This is a genomic window from Microbacterium meiriae (assembly GCF_040702565.1).
GTDB classification, from domain to species: domain Bacteria; phylum Actinomycetota; class Actinomycetes; order Actinomycetales; family Microbacteriaceae; genus Microbacterium; species Microbacterium meiriae.
On record NZ_JBFBLJ010000001.1, the window covers coordinates 1,248,011 to 1,267,447 of the forward strand.

The 19,437-nt window shown below is 65.8% G+C and carries 20 protein-coding genes and 2 pseudogenes; 7 read left to right on the forward strand and 15 right to left on the reverse strand.

Annotated elements, in window-relative coordinates; all coding sequences use genetic code 11:
- Positions 1–30 precede the first annotated feature (30 nt).
- Together AB0310_RS06070 and AB0310_RS06075 are read left to right on the forward strand one after the other, a co-directional pair.
- Positions 31–216, forward strand: coding sequence for a UBP-type zinc finger domain-containing protein (locus AB0310_RS06070; protein ID WP_245642855.1), 186 nt, complete (start codon positions 31–33; stop codon positions 214–216).
- On the forward strand, positions 213–1,925 hold the full coding sequence (locus AB0310_RS06075; RefSeq protein ID WP_366236780.1) for an FAD-dependent oxidoreductase: 1,713 nt from the start codon (positions 213–215) through the stop codon (positions 1,923–1,925). The genes AB0310_RS06070 and AB0310_RS06075 overlap by 4 nt, the downstream gene beginning before the upstream one ends.
- Positions 1,926–2,249: 324 nt before the next feature.
- Here AB0310_RS06075 and AB0310_RS06080 read toward each other — a convergent pair whose 3' ends face one another.
- Complete coding sequence (locus AB0310_RS06080; protein WP_366236781.1) at positions 2,250–2,435, reverse strand: hypothetical protein; 186 nt, start codon at positions 2,433–2,435, stop codon at positions 2,250–2,252.
- A gap of 699 nt (positions 2,436–3,134) precedes the next feature.
- Positions 3,135–5,789 carry an excinuclease ABC subunit UvrA gene (locus AB0310_RS06085; protein WP_366236782.1) on the reverse strand — a complete coding sequence of 885 codons (2,655 nt, stop codon included), beginning with the start codon at positions 5,787–5,789 and terminating at the stop codon, positions 3,135–3,137.
- On the opposite strand from AB0310_RS06085, the pseudogene AB0310_RS06090 reads away from it, so the two are divergent.
- Positions 5,787–6,731 (forward strand): annotated as a pseudogene (locus AB0310_RS06090) (IS30 family transposase); the annotation flags it as partial. The gene AB0310_RS06085 and the pseudogene AB0310_RS06090 sit on opposite strands and share 3 nt — an antisense overlap.
- Positions 6,732–6,747: 16 nt before the next feature.
- Here the strand turns inward: AB0310_RS06090 and AB0310_RS06095 are convergent.
- A protein-coding gene (locus tag AB0310_RS06095; RefSeq protein WP_366236783.1) for an IS3 family transposase occupies positions 6,748–7,895 on the reverse strand; the annotation gives its coding sequence in 2 pieces (ribosomal slippage) (positions 6,748–7,625 and positions 7,625–7,895; 1,149 coding nt in all).
- 150 nt (positions 7,896–8,045) lie between these two features.
- On the opposite strand from AB0310_RS06095, the gene AB0310_RS06100 reads away from it, so the two are divergent.
- A complete protein-coding gene (locus AB0310_RS06100) occupies positions 8,046–8,492 on the forward strand; it encodes an AraC family transcriptional regulator (RefSeq protein WP_366236784.1) in 447 nt (148 codons plus the stop codon).
- Positions 8,493–8,713: 221 nt separating this feature from the next.
- On the opposite strand, the gene AB0310_RS06105 is transcribed toward AB0310_RS06100, so the two are convergent.
- The 4 genes from AB0310_RS06105 to AB0310_RS06120 form a co-directional block, all read right to left on the reverse strand.
- On the reverse strand, positions 8,714–9,844 hold the full coding sequence (locus AB0310_RS06105) for an NAD(P)/FAD-dependent oxidoreductase (RefSeq protein WP_366236785.1): 1,131 nt from the start codon (positions 9,842–9,844) through the stop codon (positions 8,714–8,716).
- A gap of 141 nt (positions 9,845–9,985) precedes the next feature.
- Complete coding sequence (locus tag AB0310_RS06110) at positions 9,986–10,288, reverse strand: putative quinol monooxygenase (RefSeq protein ID WP_366236786.1); 303 nt, start codon at positions 10,286–10,288, stop codon at positions 9,986–9,988.
- Positions 10,285–10,854 carry a type 1 glutamine amidotransferase domain-containing protein gene (locus tag AB0310_RS06115; RefSeq protein WP_126892905.1) on the reverse strand — a complete coding sequence of 190 codons (570 nt, stop codon included), beginning with the start codon at positions 10,852–10,854 and terminating at the stop codon, positions 10,285–10,287. The genes AB0310_RS06110 and AB0310_RS06115 overlap by 4 nt, the downstream gene beginning before the upstream one ends.
- Position 10,855: 1 nt before the next feature.
- Positions 10,856–12,022 carry a glutathione-independent formaldehyde dehydrogenase gene (locus AB0310_RS06120; RefSeq protein WP_366236787.1) on the reverse strand — a complete coding sequence of 389 codons (1,167 nt, stop codon included), beginning with the start codon at positions 12,020–12,022 and terminating at the stop codon, positions 10,856–10,858.
- A gap of 207 nt (positions 12,023–12,229) precedes the next feature.
- On the opposite strand from AB0310_RS06120, the gene AB0310_RS06125 reads away from it, so the two are divergent.
- Positions 12,230–12,406 carry a hypothetical protein gene (locus AB0310_RS06125; protein ID WP_153244971.1) on the forward strand — a complete coding sequence of 59 codons (177 nt, stop codon included), beginning with the start codon at positions 12,230–12,232 and terminating at the stop codon, positions 12,404–12,406.
- A 291-nt stretch (positions 12,407–12,697) separates the two neighbouring features.
- Here AB0310_RS06125 and AB0310_RS06130 read toward each other — a convergent pair whose 3' ends face one another.
- From AB0310_RS06130 to AB0310_RS06155, 6 genes and pseudogenes are all read right to left on the reverse strand, one after another.
- A complete protein-coding gene (locus AB0310_RS06130) occupies positions 12,698–13,264 on the reverse strand; it encodes a DUF488 domain-containing protein (RefSeq protein WP_366236788.1) in 567 nt (188 codons plus the stop codon).
- Positions 13,265–13,334: 70 nt separating this feature from the next.
- Positions 13,335–14,159 carry an IS3 family transposase gene (locus AB0310_RS06135; RefSeq protein WP_180964644.1) on the reverse strand — a complete coding sequence of 275 codons (825 nt, stop codon included), beginning with the start codon at positions 14,157–14,159 and terminating at the stop codon, positions 13,335–13,337.
- Between the two features lie 47 nt (positions 14,160–14,206).
- Positions 14,207–14,491 carry a transposase gene (locus AB0310_RS06140; protein ID WP_366236789.1) on the reverse strand — a complete coding sequence of 95 codons (285 nt, stop codon included), beginning with the start codon at positions 14,489–14,491 and terminating at the stop codon, positions 14,207–14,209.
- 422 nt (positions 14,492–14,913) lie between these two features.
- A pseudogene (locus tag AB0310_RS06145) lies at positions 14,914–14,991 on the reverse strand (antibiotic biosynthesis monooxygenase); the annotation flags it as partial.
- 82 nt (positions 14,992–15,073) lie between these two features.
- Positions 15,074–15,460 carry a GlcG/HbpS family heme-binding protein gene (locus tag AB0310_RS06150; RefSeq protein WP_366236790.1) on the reverse strand — a complete coding sequence of 129 codons (387 nt, stop codon included), beginning with the start codon at positions 15,458–15,460 and terminating at the stop codon, positions 15,074–15,076.
- A gap of 154 nt (positions 15,461–15,614) precedes the next feature.
- Positions 15,615–15,926, reverse strand: coding sequence for a putative quinol monooxygenase (locus tag AB0310_RS06155; protein WP_105950100.1), 312 nt, complete (start codon positions 15,924–15,926; stop codon positions 15,615–15,617).
- 107 nt (positions 15,927–16,033) lie between these two features.
- Here AB0310_RS06155 and AB0310_RS06160 point away from each other — a divergent pair, with 107 nt between their 5' ends.
- Together AB0310_RS06160 and AB0310_RS06165 are read left to right on the forward strand one after the other, a co-directional pair.
- Positions 16,034–16,975: a GlxA family transcriptional regulator gene (locus AB0310_RS06160; protein WP_102209946.1), complete on the forward strand. Its 942-nt coding sequence runs from the start codon at positions 16,034–16,036 to the stop codon at positions 16,973–16,975.
- 651 nt (positions 16,976–17,626) lie between these two features.
- Positions 17,627–18,103 (forward strand): P-loop nucleotide/nucleoside kinase family protein, encoded by a 477-nt coding sequence (locus tag AB0310_RS06165; RefSeq protein ID WP_232089073.1) that lies wholly within the window; start codon positions 17,627–17,629, stop codon positions 18,101–18,103.
- A gap of 187 nt (positions 18,104–18,290) precedes the next feature.
- Here the strand turns inward: AB0310_RS06165 and AB0310_RS06170 are convergent, their stop codons facing one another.
- Both AB0310_RS06170 and AB0310_RS06175 read right to left on the reverse strand, forming a co-directional pair.
- Positions 18,291–18,770, reverse strand: a complete 480-nt coding sequence (locus AB0310_RS06170; RefSeq protein ID WP_079113303.1) for a cupin domain-containing protein — start codon at positions 18,768–18,770, stop codon at positions 18,291–18,293.
- A gap of 42 nt (positions 18,771–18,812) precedes the next feature.
- Complete coding sequence (locus AB0310_RS06175; protein WP_366236791.1) at positions 18,813–19,370, reverse strand: MFS transporter; 558 nt, start codon at positions 19,368–19,370, stop codon at positions 18,813–18,815.
- Between the last annotated feature and the right edge of the window lie 67 nt (positions 19,371–19,437).

Consider the following 19,437-nt stretch of genomic DNA (forward strand, 5'->3'; position numbering starts at 1 on the left):
CCCCGGACACCCGGGTCATGTGGGGACTGCGTGGCGGCCGGCACGCCCTGGCTGCACCTGCGGATGTGCCGCACCTGCGGGAAGGTCGGGTGCTGCGACTCCTCCCCGATGCGGCACGCCCGCACGCATGCGCTCACGGCGGGGCACCCCATCGTGCGGTCGCTGGAGCTGGGGGAGAACTGGAGCTGGTGCTACGTGGACGAAGCGTACCTATGAGTGACACGCCCGCCGCCAACCGCCGCCAGGTCGCTCAGGCCGAGACGCCTGACACCATCGGCGCCTTCCCGCGGCTCAGCGACGAGCAGATCGCGGTGCTGCTCGTACGAGGGCAGCGCCGCACCCTCACCGACGGGGAGGTTCTCATCCAGCCCGGCGAGCACCCGTCCTCCCTCTATGTCGTCCTGGAAGGGCACCTGCTGACGGCGGACACCGAGCTTGCGGCGGATCCGCGTCACTCCGATGAGTCGTTGGCGGTCGAGGTGCACGGCCGCGGCCGGTTCGTGGGGGATGTCGGGCTGCTAGAAGGACAACCGTCTTTCGTGTTCGTCTCCGCCATCGGCGCCGCCGAGGTGGTGGAGGTGCCCGTCGATGAGCTGGAGGCCATCGTCACCTCGGACCCGCTGTTGGGTGAGATCATCCTGCGGGCCTACCTCATCCGCCGCTCCCTGGCCATCGGGGCGGGAGCGGGCCTGCGGATCGTCGGCTCCTGCTTCTCCCCGCAGACCCGGGATCTGCTGGACTTCATCGCACGAAACCGGCTGCCCCACCGGCTGGTGGACCTGGATGACGACGAGAAAGCGGAGCGGCTGGTCCGTCAGCTCGGCGCCACCGTCGCCGACTTCCCGCTGGTGATCCTCGGCGGCTCACGCACCGTCCTGGGTGCCACCCCGGCACGGCTTGCCGAAGAGTTGGGGATGCGCCCGCCCGCCCCACCGGCCACCTGCGATGTGGTGGTGGTCGGCGCTGGGCCGGCTGGTCTTGCCGCGGCGGTGTACGCAGCCTCCGATGGGTTGTCGGTCTACCTGTGCGACACGGTCGCCACCGGCGGGCAGGCGGGAACGTCAGCGAAGATCGAGAACTATCTGGGGTTTCCTGCCGGAATCTCCGGCACTGAGCTCGCCGACCGCAGCCTCCTGCAAGTGCGCAAGTTCGGTGCCACGTTGGACATCCCGACCACGGTCCAGGAGGTCGTGGAAGATGAGGACTGCTTCCGGGTGATCTTCCAAGATGGCAGGGAGGTCACCTCAGATGTGGTGGTCCTTGCCACCGGAGTGCGATACCGCTCGCTTCCCGCCGCGGGGCTGGACCGGTTCCAGACCTCGAACGTGTTCTACGCGGCAACAGCGCAGGAAGCGCAGATGTGCGTAGACACACCTGTCGCTGTTGTCGGCGGCGGCAACTCCGCCGGCCAGGCGGCGCTGTTTCTTGCCCGCACGTCCTCCCGTGTGCACCTTGTGGTGCGCGCCGCGGACCTGGGAGCGGGAATGTCCAGGTACCTGGTGGACCAGATCCAACATCACCCCCGTATCAACGTGCTGCTGTCCTCGGAGGTCGTGGAAGCACACGGCGGCAACCGTTTGGAAGCGGTCACAGTCCGTCACGGTGACGTGCTGGAGAAGCTCCGCGTGGGGCACGTGTTCGTCTTCATCGGCGCCGCTCCGGCGACGACGGGATTGAAGGTCGATGTGGCACGCGATCCTGACGGGTACATCCTCACCGGCGAGGAGGCGGAGCTGGCCGGCGCGCGGACGGAAGGAAGCCCCCGCTTCTCTTTGGAGACCACCATCCCCGGGGTCTTCGCTATCGGCGATGTGCGGCACGGGTCTGTGAAGCGAATGACCTCGGCTGTGGGTGAGGGCGCCAGTGTGGTCCGGCAGATCCACGAGTACCTGAACGAGGGTCGTCACAGTCGGGTGTGCGCATGAGCTCCGGCATCCAGGGACACCTGACGCCGCACGCCGCCCCGAACCCGGCAGCCGTGGGAGAACCCGCGGATCCTCCGGTGGCCCATGCGGGCGTAGCGGGCGAGATCCGCTCGACGTTGCGTCGAATGAGGTGGTTTCGCCGCATGCCGGTGCTGCATATCGCCGAGGAACGCGGCGAGGGCCCGACGGTGCTGCTGCTGCACGGTATCGCGTCCTCGTCGGTGACGTTTCACCACGTGATCCCGCTGCTCGAGCGCACCCACCGCGGTGCATCGCCATCGACCTGCTCGGCTTCGGCGAGTCGCCGGCGCCAGAGTGGGCCGATTACACGGCGTCGGAGCCCCAGACTTGCGCGATCGCTTCCTCCACGAGCGCGCGACGGGTCTTGTTGGTGCGGGCCTTGGCCGCGCGCACGAGCGCCTCTGTCTCGGGCGACCAACGGATGCCACTCTGAACCGTGACGTTCCCTCCATTTCGAGCAGTAGCTTCCTCGCCAAGCGCTTTGGACATGCACGCGTGCTCGACGCCGCTGAGCAGCGGTACGCCGAGGGTGAGCTGACGAACGAGGAAGTCAGCGTCATCGACGCTGAGGGATGGCGCGGAACTCCGATGTCAACTGTTGCCGCGTGGCTCGAGGAGCTTCCACTGATCGCCGGGATTGACGCTGTCGTTGCCTGGTGCGTCCAGCACGATGTCGAGCCGGTCCTAGCGTCACTGGCTTGGCAGCCCGTTGCGGATGCGATCGCGAAACGTCACGGACTCACCGCTAACGGCGCCCCCGAGTGCGTGTCGTCGGGAGCGACTACGACGGCACCGTGGCGGAGCACTTCAACGAGTACGACAAGCGAGATCGCGCCCTCCAGTTCGCGGCGGAGCACGGCGTCTCGATCGATCACTGCTGTGCCATCGGTGAGAGTCGGTCCGACCTTCCGCTGTTCGCCGCCGTGCCGACATCACTCACTCTGAACGCCGGGCCCCGGCTCGGGCGGCCGCGTCCGCTGCCGTTGACACGAAGGACCTGCGCGACGTCATCCCCTGGCTCGAGGCGTGGAAAGCCGCCCTCCACTGAACTTGGGCGTTCGCGGCGCAGACGACCGTAGCCGATCCCTGAGGTGTGTACACACTTGATTCGCCTGTGGAAAGTTTGGCTGCTCAGTGCTCTTGTGACTGCGTACCGGGTCATCGGTTGTCAAGCGTCGGCTCTTCTGCTCAGGTAGCCGCAACGATCAGTTTGATCGCCGCGGCAAGGTATTCCGCGGACGCGCCGACGCCGTTCTCGGCAACTTGTGCAGGAGTTCCAGCGGCGACGACTGCGCCGCCATCATCGCCGGCGCCGGGTCCGAGGTCGATGACGTAGTCGGCTTCTGCCACCACCCGCATGTCAAGTTCCACCGCGACGACGGTGTTTCCTGCGTCGACGAGGGTTTGCAGATGCGTCACGAGCCGGTCAGCGTCAGCGCAGTGCAGGCCCGAAGTTGGTTCGTCGAGAACATACAAGGTGTCCCCTCGTTGTGCGCGCTGTAGCTCGCTTGCGAGCTTCACGCGTTGTGCCTCACCTCCAGAGAGCTCGGTTGCCGGTTGTCCGAGTCGCAAGTATCCGAGGCCCACGTCTGACAGTGCAGCTAGTGAGCGGGTGATGTCGTCTTCACCGTCAAAGAACGGGTGGGCTTCCTCAACGCTCATCGCGAGCACGTCAGCGATGGTGCGCTCCCGCCAAGTGATCTCGAGGGTCGAGGCTTTGTACCGGGTCCCGTGACAGTCGGGGCATTCGGTGTACACGGATGGGAGGAAGAGTAGCTCCACCATCACGGACCCTTCGCCCTCACAGGTGGGGCAGCGGCCGCCGGAGACATTGAAGGAGAAACGGCCGGGCTTGTACCCACGCGAGCGAGCCTCGGGCGTCTCAGCGAAGCGTCGACGGACGTGGTCGAACAAGCCCGTATATGTTGCAACGTTCGATCGGGGGGTTCGTCCGATGGGTCGTTGATCGATGTTGACAACCCGCCGGACCCCCTCGAGGGAGCCGTCGAGGACACCGTCGAGCCGCTCTGGGGTATCGGCAAGGAGCAGCTCGTCGCCGGTCGGTTCGTCCTCCGCCGGAGTGCTGTGACCGAGGCGGTCACCGACGAGAGCCGGGAGGGCCTGGCTGACCAAGCTCGACTTGCCGGAACCCGAGACTCCGGTGACCGCGGTGAAAACACCCAGGGGAATGTCGATGGAGACGCCGTGCAGGTTGTTACGAGTCACGTCCTTCAAGTGGAGCCACCCGCGCGGGTCGCGAGGGGTGTGCGGGGGCAGTCCACTGCCACCGAAGAGGTAGCCGCGTGTCACTGAGTCCTTGACGTCGGCAAGCCCATCGGTAGGGCCGCTGTAGAGAACGCGGCCGCCGTGCTCGCCCGCGCCGGGGCCGATGTCCACGAGCCAGTCCGCGTGCCGCATGATATCGACGGAGTGTTCGACGACGAACAGGCTGTTTCCGCTTCTCTTGAGCCCGTCGAGGATCTTCAAGAGCGCTGTCACGTCTTGCGGGTGAAGACCTGCGGATGGTTCATCGAGGACATAGACGACGCCGAACAGGTCGGAGCTGAGCTGTGTGGCGAGCCTGATTCGTTGCAACTCGCCACCCGACAGGGTCGGGGTGGTTCGACTTAACGACAGATACCCGAGGCCAAGATCGGTCAGTGGGCGGAGTCGCTCGATCAGCCCGGAAGCGAGTCGGGACGCAGCGGCGCGCTTCTCCGGCGAACGGTTTGCGGTGCGGCGCACATCGGGTGCGGCGGCGTGCGCGGACCCTCCGGCGGCGATGCGCTGCTCCGTGGCTGCGCGACGGGAATTGGCATGCAGCACAGCACCATTCGGAACGGTCTCGGCCTGTTGCGCTTCCGCAACAACGTCGGAGAGCATGTCAGCAAGCTCTCGAAGCGGCAACTGCGAGAACTCCGCGATGTCCAGGCCCTCGAACGTGACCGAGAGCGCTTCAGGCTTCAGCCGCTTCCCGTGACAGACCGGGCATAGGGCAGCGTCGAGGTACTGCGCGACGCGACGCTTCATCGACGCGCTCTTCGAGTTCGCGAATGTGTCCAGCACATACCGGCGAGCTCCCACGAAGGTGCCCGAGTAGCTCGGCTCGACCCCGGCCTTGGTCGCGGCGCGAGCCTCAGCAAGCGTCAACCGGGAGTGGACCGGAACGAACGGGGTCTCATCCGTGTAAAGGATCCAGTCCCGGTCTTTTCGTGGCAGATCTTTCCATGGCACGTCAACGTCATAGCCGAGGGCCACCAACACGTCGCGGAGCTGGTGTCCGTGCCATGCCGTCGGCCAGGACGCGATCGCGCGCTCCCGGATCGTGAGCGACGGATCCGGCACCATCCGCTCCTCGGGCACCGCGTAGACACGACCAATGCCGTGACACTCCGGACAGGCCCCCTGCACCGTGTTCGCAGAAAAATCCTCCGCGTAGAGCATCGGCTGCCCATCCGGATAGTCCCCGGCGCGGGAGTACAGCATCCGCACGAGACTGGACACCGTGGTGATGCTTCCCACCGTGGACCGGGCACTGCGTCCTCCACGCTGCTGCTGCAACGCCACGGCCGGCGGCATCCCGGTGATGGAGTCAACATCGGGAACGCCCGCCTGGTCGATCAGACGGCGAGCGTACGGCGCCACCGACTCCAAATACCGTCGCTGCGACTCCGCGTACAGCGTCCCAAACGCCAACGATGACTTCCCGGAACCCGACACACCCGTGAACACCACTAACGAGTCCCGCGGAACGGAGAGGTCCACATTCCGCAGGTTGTGCTCCCGAGCACCCGAGACCCGAACCTGCGCGTCGGCGGCGGGTGAAGAATCAGACGAAGTCATGACCGGATCATAGTGGAGAAGGATCGCATCTTCATCGCCGACAGCTTGCGTGCGGGGTGGTCGCTGCGGAAGATCGCGGCCGAGCTGGGACGGCCGGCGTCGACGATCAGCCGGGAGGTTCGCCGGAACAGTCACCCCCGGTCGGGCGACTATTGTCCGTATGCCGCGCACGACCGGGCGATGGCGCGTCTGCCGCGGCCGAAGGCGGGGAAGATCGCACAGAATCCCGAGCTTCGGGACTACATCCAGCGCAAACTGGAGATCCGATGGAGCCCCGAGCAGATCGTGCACTCACTCAAGCGGGACTTCCCCGACCGACCGGAGGTGCGCGTGGCCCACGAAACGATCTACCTCGCCCTCTACGTCCAGGGACGGGGTGAACTGCGCCGGAAGACCCACAAGCGGGCTCAGACTCGCCAGCCGCGCTACCGGGACCCCATGGCGATGATCAGTGATCGACCGGCTGAGGTTGAAGAGCGAGCCGTTCCAGGCCACTGGGAGGGCGATCTCATCATCGGGAAGAACAGCGGTTCCGCGATCGCCACACTCGTCGAGCGCACGACCCGGTTCACGATGCTCGTCCACCTGCCCGACGACCACGGCGCCGTCACCGTCGGCGCCGCATTGGCACACACGATTCAGCGGCTCCCCGCGCACCTGCGCCGTTCTCTCACCTGGGACCAGGGCAGCGAGATGGGCAAGCACCGGTCGTTCACCATGTCGACCGACATGCCCGTGTACTTCTGCGGCCCCGCCTCACCCTGGCAACGCGGCTCGAATGAGAACACGAACGGTCTCCTGCGGCAGTACTTCCCGAAGAGCACCGACCTGTCAAAGTACTCGGCCGAGACGCTCGAGATGGTTGCTCATGAGCTGAACACGCGACCCCGCAAGACTCTCGACTGGGACACTCCCACTCAACGGATGGCGTCTCTGCTCAGCTGGGCCGCCCCCGTTGTTAGGTCCGGTCTCTGTGTGAGTCGTCGGGTTCCATTTCGTGGGTGCAGTGGCGAGCATAGTCGGCCGGGGTGAGGTAGCCCAGCGCCGAGTGGCGTCGCACGGTGTTGTACTCGACCTTCCAGTCGCCGATGACGACCTGGGCGTGCAGCAGTGAGTAGAAGCTGTTGATGTTCAAGCACTCGTCGCGCAGGCGGGAGTTGAACGACTCGACGTAGCCGTTGAGCCACGGCGAGCCGGGCGGGATGTACGACAAGCCGGTGCGGGTGCCGGCCCAGTCGGCGATCGCCTGGCTGATGAACTCGGGCCCGTTGTCGCTTCTGAGGACCGCGGGCGGGCCGTGCAGCTTGACGAGGTCGTCGAGATGGTCGGTGAGACGGTCGGCGGTGATGGAGCGTTCCACGAGCCCGCCGAGGCAGACCCGGGTGTGCTCGTCCACGATCGACGCGATCTTGATCGGACGCCCGGCCTCGTCGACGTCGAACTGGAAGTCGATGGCCCACACCACGTTCGGGGCGCACGCCTTGGGGGCGTCCGCGGTCGAGGAGCCGATGCGCTTACGGCGACGTCGCTGGGGCACGCGTAGGCCTTCCTCGCGCCATCGCCGCTGGATCTTCTTGTGGTTGACCTGCCAGCCCTCGCCGCGGGCGTCGTGGTACGCGCGCCGGTAGCCCCAGCGGGGGTGCTTCTTCGCGTAACCGCGCAGCCATTCACGCAAGGCGGCGTCGGGGTCGGCGACGGTAGCGGCCTTGAGGGTGCGCCGGTAGGCGGACCTGGATAGCCCGGTCAGCCGGCACGCCATCCGCTCGCTCACCCGCATCTTCGCGATGAGGTGAGCGACGGCGGCGCGCCTCCTGCCCGGGCCTAGAAGTTTCCCTCTGCCAGCTCCTTCAGCGCCGCCTTCTCCAGCTCTGCTTCAGCGAGCAGACGCTTGAGGGTGGCGTTCTGCTTCTCGAGCTCCTTGAGGCGCTTGGCGTCGTCGGCCTTGAGCCCGCCGTACTGGTTGCGCCACCGGTAGTACGTCTGTTCCGACACGCCCAGCTCGCGGCACACCGCCGCGACGTCCGCGCCATCGGCCAGCATCCGGTCGGCCTGTCCGAGCTTGCGCACGACCTGCTCAGGCGTGTGCCGCTTCCTCGTGTTCGTCATGATGAGACCAGTCTTCCTGCCCGCAGCAGCGAGCATCAAGACGACTCACACAACGACTGGACCTACATCACGGGGTCAGCCCACAGCGCCAGATAAGGGGCTCGGCCCGGGGCTGTCGCTGGGGACAAGAAAAATGCTAGACACGAGGGCATGACGATCTATCCGCACACGCACGCCCTTGGGCGAATCGATGTTTTTGATCTCCCCGACACCCCGGCGCTCAGCCGTGATGTCACTCTCGATGTCGATGCAGTGCAAACCGCGTGGCCTGAATTTGAAGGAGCTTTTGACTCGCTGCAGGGCCGCAAGATGATGGGGCTCGTCTTCGGCGGCAACGATATCTACCGCTTGTCATCCGTGCGCCTAGACCGAGACACCGCCAACTCACTCGGCCTCGACGAAACGACGATCCCCGGCGGCCCCTACCTTCGCCTACGACTTCGTGGCAACGCACCTGAAATCTACGGGCAAATCGCTCCAGCATTCGATGCTCTCTTCGCCCTTGCGGATCACGACGATAACCGACCGCACATCGAGTACTACAAGCGAGAGGGCGAGGTCGACTGCCTCGTTCCAATCCGCCCCATCGCACCCTGATTCGACTCTCGAGTAACGATAGAAGTGCCCCTTCCGGCGAACGACCGGAAGGGGCACTTTCGTATGCTCAGAGGACGTCGTGTTGCAACGACCGCTGGAATCCGCCTAGTCTCAGGCGGGGAGCTTAGAGGCCGGGACGTCCAACTTCTCGATCGTGGGTTCGCTGAACAGTTCGCCGGCCACAATCGCGGGTCACCCCCCACGCGATTGGGAGACACGCCCTAGCTCTGGGCCTCGCCGAGGCGCGCTTCGGGCGTGAGCTCGGCGCGGAGACCGCCGCCGGTCGCAGCCCGGGCAAGAGCGCGACCCAGCGCAGGTGCCTGCTTGAACAAATTGTGACCGGCCACAAAAAGGACAGAGCTTGCCTCCCACACGGCCACGCCGTCCTCACTCCACGGGAGGTCGGTCACCCAGCAGTGAAGGAAGTCGTGCGGCTCTGGGTGGAGACCAGGCAGCGCCCGTGACACGTATTCGCGTGCGCGTTCGTCCAGCGATCGAATCGCCGCCGGGTCGATGAAAGTTCCGTCGTCGCGGACGCCCACGGTGTCGCTGAGTCCGACCGAATAGCTGCTGTTGCCCGGTAGCGGCGTCGCGTAGACGCCGACTTCGCCGAAGACGCCGCTGCTGTCCTGCAGGCACGCGACTCGTGCCGGGGCGGCGGCTTTCACGTCGAAGGTCAGCCGGACGTGTGCGGCAAGGCGAACCGGCAGCGAGAGGCCGACGCTGCGTGCCAGACGGGCGGTTTCGCGGCCGGCGCACACGACCACCTTGGAGTAGACAGCCCGGTCGGTGACGCTACGCACCTCGACCGTCCCGTCGGCGCGGGGATCGATGGAGATGACCTCACCGGTGGTGACCGCATCTGCGAGGGCACCCGTGAGTGCCGTGATCGCGGCGCGGGTGCGGATCGCGCCGCCCGACTCGTCGAGCACCGCTGGCCCCGAGTACCCAGCGAGCAGCGGCATCCGCTGGGCGACCTCGGCCGCGTCGATCTCGTGCGCTTCCACGCCGCCGACCTGGTCGAGCACCCGCAGCCGCGCCAGGGCGCTGTCTCCGATCGCCAGGACACCGTCTGATGAGACCAGCTCGGCGTCGAAGTGTTCGGCCCACTCATCCCATACGCCGCGGCTTTCGCGCGCGAAAGCGACGAGTCGCGGGTCGTCGTGGGCATGCCGGAAGATCCGCGACTCGCCTGCGGACTGACCCGTCCCGGGCAGACCAGCCTCGTACAAGCGCACCGGCACGCCCTGCTCCCGCAGCGCGTACGCCGTCGACAGACCGACGATCCCGCCCCCGATCACTGCTATCTCGGGTGAACGCGTCGTGGAAACGCCGTCGTCAGTTCCTGTCATCGCGGTTCCTCGATCTGTTGGTGATTAGCGATAGGCCGCAAGAGAAGGGGCCGCTGCCACGACGTCAGCGGGCTGTGTAAGCCCGAAGTCACCGCGCGCAGCGACCCCTCCTTTCTGGGCCAGTACTCCCGGTCTGTGGTGTCAGGCGGGGAGTTTGGAGCCCAGGACGTCCAACTTCTCGATCGTCGGTTCGGAGAACAACGTGCCGGTCTGCTCGCCGAGAGCGGTCGCAACCGCGCCAGACAGGTGCGCGTCGCGGCCGGCGTCATCGGAGAACACGTCGAAGATCCCGAAGGAGGACGGGCCGAGACGGATCGCGAACCACGCGACGGTGGCCGGTTCCTCCTCGACGAGCCCTCGCCCGATACCGAGGAATTCCTGGACCTCGTCTTCCTTGCCGGGCAGGGCCTCCAGCCTGACAAGCAGTCCCTTCGTGACGCTCATGACGTCACCTCTTCCTGGGTCGAACTGCTCGCAAATTTCGCCACGATCGTATCGCAGAACGCAGGCAGGTCGTCGGGTGAGCGGCTGGTGATCAGGTTCCCGTCGACCACGACATCCTGGTCAACGACCTCCGCTCCGGCGTTGCGCAGATCCGTGCGGATGCTCGGGAAGGACGTCAAGGTGCGACCTCCGACCACGCCAGCCTCGATCAACGTCCAAGGCCCGTGACAGATCGCGGCAATGGGCTTGCCAGTTTCGACGAAGTCGCGGACGAAGGAGACGGCGTCCTTGTCGACCCGGAGCTGGTCGGGGTTCACCGTGCCGCCTGGAAGCAGCAGGGCGTCGTAGTCGCCCACCGAGGCGTCGGCGACCAACCCGTCGACGGTGAACGTGCCCGCTTCATCCAGGTCGTTCTTACGGGCCTTGATCTCGCCGTCGTGGATCGAAAGGACCTCGGTCTGAGCGCCGGCCCGTTCCAGTGCTTCGCGGGGTTGCTCGAGCTCAACGCGTTCGACTCCGTCGGCGGCGAGGATCGCGACCCTCTTGCCCTGAAGTTCTGCTGCCATCTCAGTTTTCCTTCGTTCCGTTTGACATGCCGGGCTTGATGAGGACCTTGGTCCAACCCTTGGACCTGGCGTCGAAGTTCTTGTAGGCATCGGCAGCCTGGTCCAGCGAGATCTCGTGGGAGACGATCCACGAAGGGGTCGCCTTGCCGGCTGCGATCAAGTCCCGCAGCTGGCGGTTGTACCGCTTGACCGGGGCCTGACCGCTTCCCATGGTCTGCCCCTTGAACCAATGTGTGCCGAAGTCGATGGCCGCCTTGCCCTGCTTGGCCAATTCGCCCTCGGCCCCCGGGTCCTGGGGGACGAACACGCCGACGGTGCCGATCCCTCCGGTGAAGCGGACCGCGTTGATGAGCATGTTCAAGGTGGCGGCGGTGTCCTCGTTGCCCTGCGGATCGTGGGCCTGGTAGCCCACGCATTCGCAACCACGGTCAGCTCCGAGCCCCATAGTCTCGTCCAGCACAGCCTGCACGGGGTCGACCTTGGAGTCGTCGATGGCAATCGCACCGATCTGCTCGGCCAGCGCGAGCCGGTCAGGGTGGCGATCGACCACCATCACCTTTGCCGCGCCCTTGATCATCGCGGACAGGGCGGCCATCAATCCGACCGGACCCGCCCCAGCGATCACAACGCTGTCGCCGGGGATCACGCCGGCCATCTCGGTGGCGTGGTAGCCGGTGGGGAAGATGTCAGAGAGCATGACGTAGTCGTTCTCCCTCTCCTCCGCATCCTCGCCCAGGCGCAGCGCGTTGTGGTCACCGAAAGGCACGCGGAGAAGCTCCGCTTGGCCACCGCCATAGGGACCCATGTCGGCGAACCCATAGGCCGCACCGGCGAGTGATGGGTCGGGCTGAGTGGTGAGGCAGTAGTTGGTCAGGCCGCGTTCGCAGTTCTTACAGAACCCGCACGAGATGTTGAACGGGAGCACAACCCGGTCTCCGACCCTGACCTTCTCCACGCCACTACCGACCTCGATGACCTCCCCCATGTTCTCGTGCCCGAACGTCCGGCCCACCTCGAAGGAGGTCCTCCCCTCGTACATGTGGAGGTCCGAGCCGCAGATGTTCGTCGTCGTCACCCTGACCAGGACATCGGTGGGCCGCTCGATCTTCGCGTCCGGGACCTCCTTCGTGCTGACCTGACGGGGTCCCTCGTACACCACTGCTTTCATGTCTACTCCGATCTGATGGTGTTGCTCGGTAGCGTTCTGGCCTTGATAGCCTCCTGGCAGGGCCTTGACAATGCAGCCCTTCGCGAGGTAGCGGACACCCTCGGGAACCACGTGTCAAGGGGCTCGCCTTGCGTTGATGTGTGTAGCGATCGAGCCGGGATGGTGCCCGGGTCCCGCTGCGCGGAACCCTCTCCCCAGTCTCAGGGCATGGGGTTTTCGGATCAAAAGAGCCACAGTCGACACCCGACCAGCGTCGTCGATGCCTGGGATACCGCACTCGCGGATCACAGCAAGGAGATACTGATCCGACTGCGGGCCGAGGTTGAGCAGATTCAAGCCGAGGCTGACGCCTCGGACGACCTGGCGGACGAGCACACGAAATAGAACATCTGTTCTAAAATCGATAACCTGGCGGTCCGCAAGGAGGATCGGCAGTGGGTACATCGAAGTGATACCCGTCGGCGGCCGATCGCAGGATGGATACGCGCATCCTCGAGCGGATCGCCGCGGAGGCCGGCCCCCTGCAGTCGCTCTCGAGCGCCGAGCTGCGCCTAGACGTAGAACCGGTGACGATCTACCCGCGGCCGAAGCCTGCGAAAGCGTGGGTGCGCTTCGGCGCCACGCCGGCGCTCGTCGACGCGGAGGTCTGCCGGTCGACAGCGGATGCCTGCGCGATCAGGTTCCGCGTGGGCGAGACGGTTGCCCTTCCAGGTTAGTGGGCGGGTACCAGACCCGCTGCCCGTCCACCGACGCGAACGACGTGAGTGTGTGGGGTTTGGTGGAGGTGGCGCTCATGATGTCCTTCACAGAAATGTGGCGAACGAGCAGCGCATCCGCGATGAGAGACCGGTGGCAGCGCCACGGGACCGCTTCCGCGCACATGATCGCCACAATCTTCTCTTTTGCTCGATCGATCAGACGGTCTATTCCACGCGCGAAGGGCTCGGTTTGCATGTAGTCGGCGTAGCTTCGGAAGCTTTTGTTGCGCCAGGCGCCGTTGATGCTCTCCACATTCACTGGGGTGTGGCGGAGACCGCCGAGTTCTTCCATCCGCGCATAGTGCAGGCCTGCGTGCGTCAGGCTTTCCTCAAGCGCCTGCGCGCCGAATTGCGGGTTATGTCGGGAGCCGGGAACCGTCCGCACATCGATGAGTTGTTGCACGCCGTTGTTTTCGAGCAGCGCTATGAACTCCTCGATCGGGTGTGTGGAGTGACCGATGGTGAACACTGTCGAGGGTTGCATCCTGCTCCTGAACGGTTGCGAGCGGTCGGTGGAGCCTGACCCGGTTTCCCGGACGGTTTCTCTGTGTTCATCATGCCGCGGTTGCGGCGGGGTTGTGAAGTCGTTCGAACTCCACGGGGCTGAGGTTGCCGAGCGCGGTGTGCGGGCGGGTGGGGTTGTAGAAGCCCTCGATCCACTCGAATATCGCCGACGACAGCTCGGTCCGGGATGTCCAGGTTGAGCGGTCGAGGAGCTCGCGTTGCATCGTGGACCAGAAGGACTCGACGAGCGCGTTATCGACCGATGAGGCGACTCGCCCCATCGAGCCGAGCAGTCCGGCTTGCCTGAGTCGGTGGCCGAAGAGCCACGACGTGTGTTGCGCTCCTCGGTCGGCGTGGACCACGGTGCCAGGCTCGGGTCGGCGGCGCCAGCGAGCCATTTCGAGCGCGTCAACGACGATCTCCGCGGTGATTCTGTCTGAGATCGACCAGCCGACGACGCGGCGGGAGAACGCGTCGATCACTGCGGCGCAGTAAACCCACCCGTCTTTCGCGCGATGCTGCGTGATGTCACAGAACCAGAGCCGGTTCGGCTCGTGCGCGCGGAACTGTCGCTTCACGAGGTCCTCGTGCGTCGCCGTGTCCGGCTTCCAGCCTCGTCGTTTGCGTCGATGAGACACCCCGGTCAGGCCATCCAGGCGCATCACCCGGGCGACGCGCTTCTTGCCCACGTGGACACCGAGCCCGAGCCGCAGCTCGGCCAGCACCCGCGGAGCACCATAGGTGCCGCGCGAATCGCGGTGAACCCGCCGGATCGTCGCCGTGGGCGCCCTATCAGCGATCGTCCGCGGCGATGGCGGACGCGACGCCCACTCGTAGTATCCCGAGGTCGACACCCTGAGGAACCGGCAGGCCACCGCGACGGGAACCCCATTCGCGGCAAGCTCCTGGACCAACCGGAACCCTATTTTGGGAGTACGTTCTCCCGAGCGAGATAGGCGCTGGCGCGCTTGAGGATCTCATTCTCCATCTCCAGCACGCGGTTGCGGCGACGCAGCTCGACCAGCTCCATATGCTCGTCGGTCGTGATCCCGGCCTTGCGGCCGGAGTCGATCGCGTCGCGGTTTATCCAGTTCCGAAGGCACGACTCGCTGATCCCCAGATCACGAGCGGTCTGACCGACAGGGTTTCCCTGGGCGACCAGATCCAGGGCTCGACGCCGGAACTCCGGCGGGTGGGCAGCAGGCATCTCACGGACTCCTTCCGAGACGATCATCGCCTCAACTCAGGTGTCCGGGAAACCGGGTCAGGCTCCCCCCACGCTCGGCGTTTGCGCAGGTCAGCGGCTCGTTCGCCCAGTGGGCACATCAAGCGATAGACGCAAAGCCGACGTGATGAGGTCGTCGGTTCGATTCCCACAGGGGGCTCCGGCGAACAGCCCCTGACCTGCGGAAACGCAGGGCAGGGGCTGTTCGGGTCTGGTGGTCGCGCGATGCGCTGGCCTCACGGCTCTGCCCGACACCGACGTCGCTCTCCTCTGCGACGGACCCCTCGCGGCCGGCATCCTGTCCGTGTGTCGATAGGCCTCGCACCGCTCGGCAACGCAGCGTGACGTTGCGTCGCGACCTGGCTACGGCTCGGAGGGGCGCGGTTGTCTCGTGCGTTGGCGGACTACGGGAGCTTGGACGCGAGGACGTCGGCCGCCATGATCTCGGGTGCTGCGCCGAGGAGGTGCTGGTTGGCCGTCAGGTCCGAGCCGTGACCGGCTACGTCGACGACGCACGCATCCAGCCTCGTGCCGGCCGGGGGCCGGGTTCGGTGCGGGTCGGTCTCAGAAGGCGCTGGCGGCGGCTTCGGCGACGGCCTGGTCTTGGACGCCGGTTCCTCCGCTGACGCCGACGGCGCCGACGACCTGGCCGTCGCGCTCGAGCGGGATGCCACCGGCGAAGATCATCACCCGACCGTTGTTGGAGGCGTCGATGCCGTAGAACTGCTCACCGGGTTGGGCGAGGTCGCCGAGGTCTTTGGTGGCTGTGTCGAACGCTCGGGCCGTGAAAGCTTTGTTGATCGAGATGTCGATGCTGCCCAGCCACGCTCCGTCCATCCGTACGTGAGCGACGAGATTGCCGCCGGCATCGACGACGGCGATGTTACTGGGCTGACCCTGCGTGCTGGATTCAGCTTCTGCTGCCGCGATGACACGTTTGGCGTCGTCCAACGACAATGTAGGAATAGATGGCATCAATTGCTCCTTCGAATGTGGCGTGCGCTTTGTGGCTCGAGCCGCTCCATAGCCGCCCGTTGGTTTGCCTGTTGAGTTTGTGACCGGCAGCGCTCGTGTTGTGTTCGCGTTGCGGACGTGCGTTGGCGGACTACGGGAGCTTGGACGCCAGGACGTCGGCCGCCAGGATCTCGGGTGCTGCGCCGAGGAGGTGCTGGTTGGCCATCAGGGCTGCGACGATGGCGCCGTCGGCGTGGGCGTCGCGAGCGGCCTCGTCGGGGAATGCATCGAAGATCCAGAAGGTGTCGGCGTGGGTCCTGACCGCGAACCAGACAATCGTTCCTACTTCTTCGTTGGCGAGTGCGACAGCGCCGGCGAGCAGATCGGCGACCGCGTCGTGCTGTCCATCGGCCGCGACGATCTTGGCGACGAAGGCATACGGAAGTGATGCGGGTGTGGACATGAGGGACTCTCCTTGAAATCGGGGTTCTTCGTGGGACGAGTTCAGCGTATGACGAGCGAGGGCCGGTGGGGAGTGGCGTATACGGCAGTATTGCTATTGTTTACGTCATGCGTATTGGACTGATCGCGATCGACGGCTGCTTCGGTTCGGCTATCGCGTCGATCATCGACATCGTGCGGGTGGCCGAGGGTGCCCGCGGCGATGTCGACCCGCGGATCGACCCGATCGAACTCGCCATCCTCGGACCGAAACGGCGAGTGACCACGACGGCGTCGATGACCCTGTCGGTGGACCACCCGCTGTCGGAGTCCGGAGAGTTCGACGTGGTCGTTGTCCCTGCGCTTGGAACCCTTACGGCCGCCGCTACCAACGACGCCCTCCAGAGCCGAGATGCTCGTTCGGTCATCGCCTCGCTCGGGCGCCTCGACGAGGCGACCACCCGGATCGCCGCGGCGTGCACCGGCGTGTTCGCCGTCGCCGAGACCGGACGGATGCATCATCGGCGGGCGACGACCAGCTGGTTCCTGGGGCCGGAGTTCCTGAAGCGCTATCCGACCGTCGCCCTCGATCTCGACACCATGGTCGTGACCGACGGGAACCTCGTCACCGCCGGCGCCGCGTTCGCCCACATCGACCTCGCGCTCTCACTCGTGCGATCGATCAGCCCCGACCTGGCCCAACATGTCGCCAAGCTCCTCATCATCGACGAGCGCCCGTCGCAGGCGGCCTTCGTCGCTTACGAACATCTCCGGCACGAGGACCCGATCGTCGTCGAGTTCGAACGCTTCGTGCGCGCCCGCCTGGACGAACCGTTCAACGTCGCCTTCGTCGCGCAGTCACTTGGCACCAGCCGGCGCACCCTCGAACGACGAGTCCGTGCGGCGCTCAACCTCACTCCGCTCGGCTTCGTCCAACGGCTTCGCATCGAACGAGCTCGGCACCTCTCAGCAACCACGGACCTCACCTCCGCCGAGATCGCGCTACGAGTCGGCTACGCGAACGCCGAGACTCTGCGCTCCCTCCTGCGTAGGGAGCGACACCGTTCCTGACCTATCGCCATGCCTGTAGCCGGTGTGCCAGTGCTCGACTGGAATCACCTCTCAGCACGTCGCGTCGACGCTCCTGCGTCGCCCCCTGGACGACCCACTCGACACGCCCGCAGCACAGGCCATGTGACGTGTCCCGGTTTCCCGGACGGTCGGGGTTGGGTGGCTGTGATGTCGCTGCGTTCTCGTCGAGAGCATCAGCAGACCCGATCAGAGTCGATTGGGATAGGACGCGAAGGCGGTCAGGTCGGGGCGGCCGAAGCCGGCCGGCGGAGTAGCGTCGGACACGTCGAGGTCTTTCGGATGGATGGCGTAGGAACCTCCATCGTCGGGAGACCTCGACGTCTATCCCGGGACCGCCACGCCAACGACAACTACACCCTCATCTGGGAAGAGCCCGTTTACGGCACCTTCACCGGGCATTTTTGCGGGACAGTCTTACGGGAATCGAAGGCTTAGGTAGTTGCTGGGTTCTGGTCGTTCACCCGGATGGTCCGCACCTGTACCGGTGGACGATCGGCTTACGGCACGGCGGTATGGTCAAGCGGATTTCCGGGTGATGCCGGCCGTAGGTGGTCATGCAGCCCTCGACTCCTACCCGGGCGTCACCGCCTTTGTCCCTCACCTGCGTTGAGCCCGCATAGGGTTGGCTACGTGGACCAGGTCATCCTCATGTGCGGTCCGGCTGGATCGGGGAAGTCGACCTACGCGCGTGGCCTGGAGGCCCGGGGCTATGTCAGGGTCTCGTTCGACGGCGAGGCGTGGGCCCTCGGGCACCGGACCCACCCGATCGGCGACGACGCGCGCCAGGTCGTCAACGGAACGCTCCAGGACAAGCTCGTCGACTGTGTGAAGCAGGGGAAGGGCGTCGTCGTGGACTCCTCGTTCTGGTCCCGTGCCTCGCGCGATGAGTTCAGGCGGCTCTGCGCCCCCCTCGGCGTCGTCCCGGTCGTCTACTACCTGGACACCAGGCGGTCGATCCTCCTGGACAGGTTGGCCCAGCGCGAGAACTCCGGCCCGGACGACATCGCTGTGTCGCGCGAGCGAGCGATCGCGTACATCGACGGGTTCGAGACGCCCACACCTGAAGAAGGCCCACTCAGGATCGTCCACGTGACAAGCCCGATGTGATCGTGGCTGCGCCCAGACCGGCGCCACGCCCACGCTGGTCGCCCTCCTGACTCGAAGGGGTATCCCCGGTGGGCGGTCTCGCAGAGACACATCACAGTCGCCGTCGGCGCCGCCCATTCAAGGACCTGCCGAGGCCGTTCGTTGAGGAGCCTCTCGATGCGTTCGAGCTCGTCGTTACAAGTAGACGTCAGTTGGCGTGCTCGTCCGGCGCGCTGTCCTCGGGCTGGACGGTCCATGCGGGAGGCTCGTCCTTACCGGTCGCTTCGTCTTGTTCTGCCTTGTCGCTGGTTCCCTGGGTGATGCCAGGTGCGTGGTGCACCGGGGCATAAATCGCGTAGAGGCGCAGCGGTTCGTCGCCAGTGTTGATCACGTCATGCCAGGTGCCGGCGGGGACCTGGACAGACCACCCATCCGAGACGTTTTGCTCGAAGTCGAGCCGGTCCTTGGCCGGGCCCATGACGGCCCTGCCCTGTCCGGCATCGAGGCGCAGGAACTGATCGGTGTTCTGGTGGACCTCCAGGCCGATGGACTCCCCGACCGGGATAGACATCAGCGTGACCTGCAAATACTTCCCGGTCCACGCCACGCTGCGGTAGTTCTCGTTCCGCCGGGTGGCCTCTTCGATGTCGAACGCGTTCGGGCGGGGCCCGATGTCGTTGATGGTCATTGTGTTCTCCTTTCGTGCTCGGACTTCGAGTCCAAGTCAGCATCATCTTTCGGGGGGAGTCAAGGGTGGGTGGGTTTCGGCGAACCTCGTGGAGGCGAGGAGAGCGAGTACGACGCCGGCCCCAGCGACGACGAGGACGCCGCTTAGTCCGGCTGCAGTGGCGCCCATGGTGGCGACCAGGGCACCGGCGAGCCCGGTGCCGATGGCGATGCCGGCCTGGTTGCCGAGCTCCATCTGCGATGAGGCGCGCCCGACCGTGCCAGCGGCATCATCGAGGACGGCGATGGAGTTGATCGTGAAACCGAGACCGGCGCCGAGCCCGGCGATGATCCAGCCCACGGCGGCGACGGGGACGGGGACGGGGACGGTGGTGAGGATCACGGCACCGATCACCGTCAAACCCGCGATGACGAGAATCGCTCCGAGGCGCGCGATGCCCCCCTTGGTCATGCCCCACTTCAGGAGCCGGGCGGGGGCATAGGCGCCGGCGGTCCACCCGATGATGCCTGCGGTCAGGACGATCCCAGCGAGTGTAGCGCTGATCCCTCGCACGCTGGTAAGGGCGAGCGGAATGAACAGGTCTGCGGTGAAGAACGCCATGGACAAGGCGGCTGCGAACGCCACATTCGCCGGGAGCCCTCGACGCGCGGTGAGCGTCCCGGCAGGC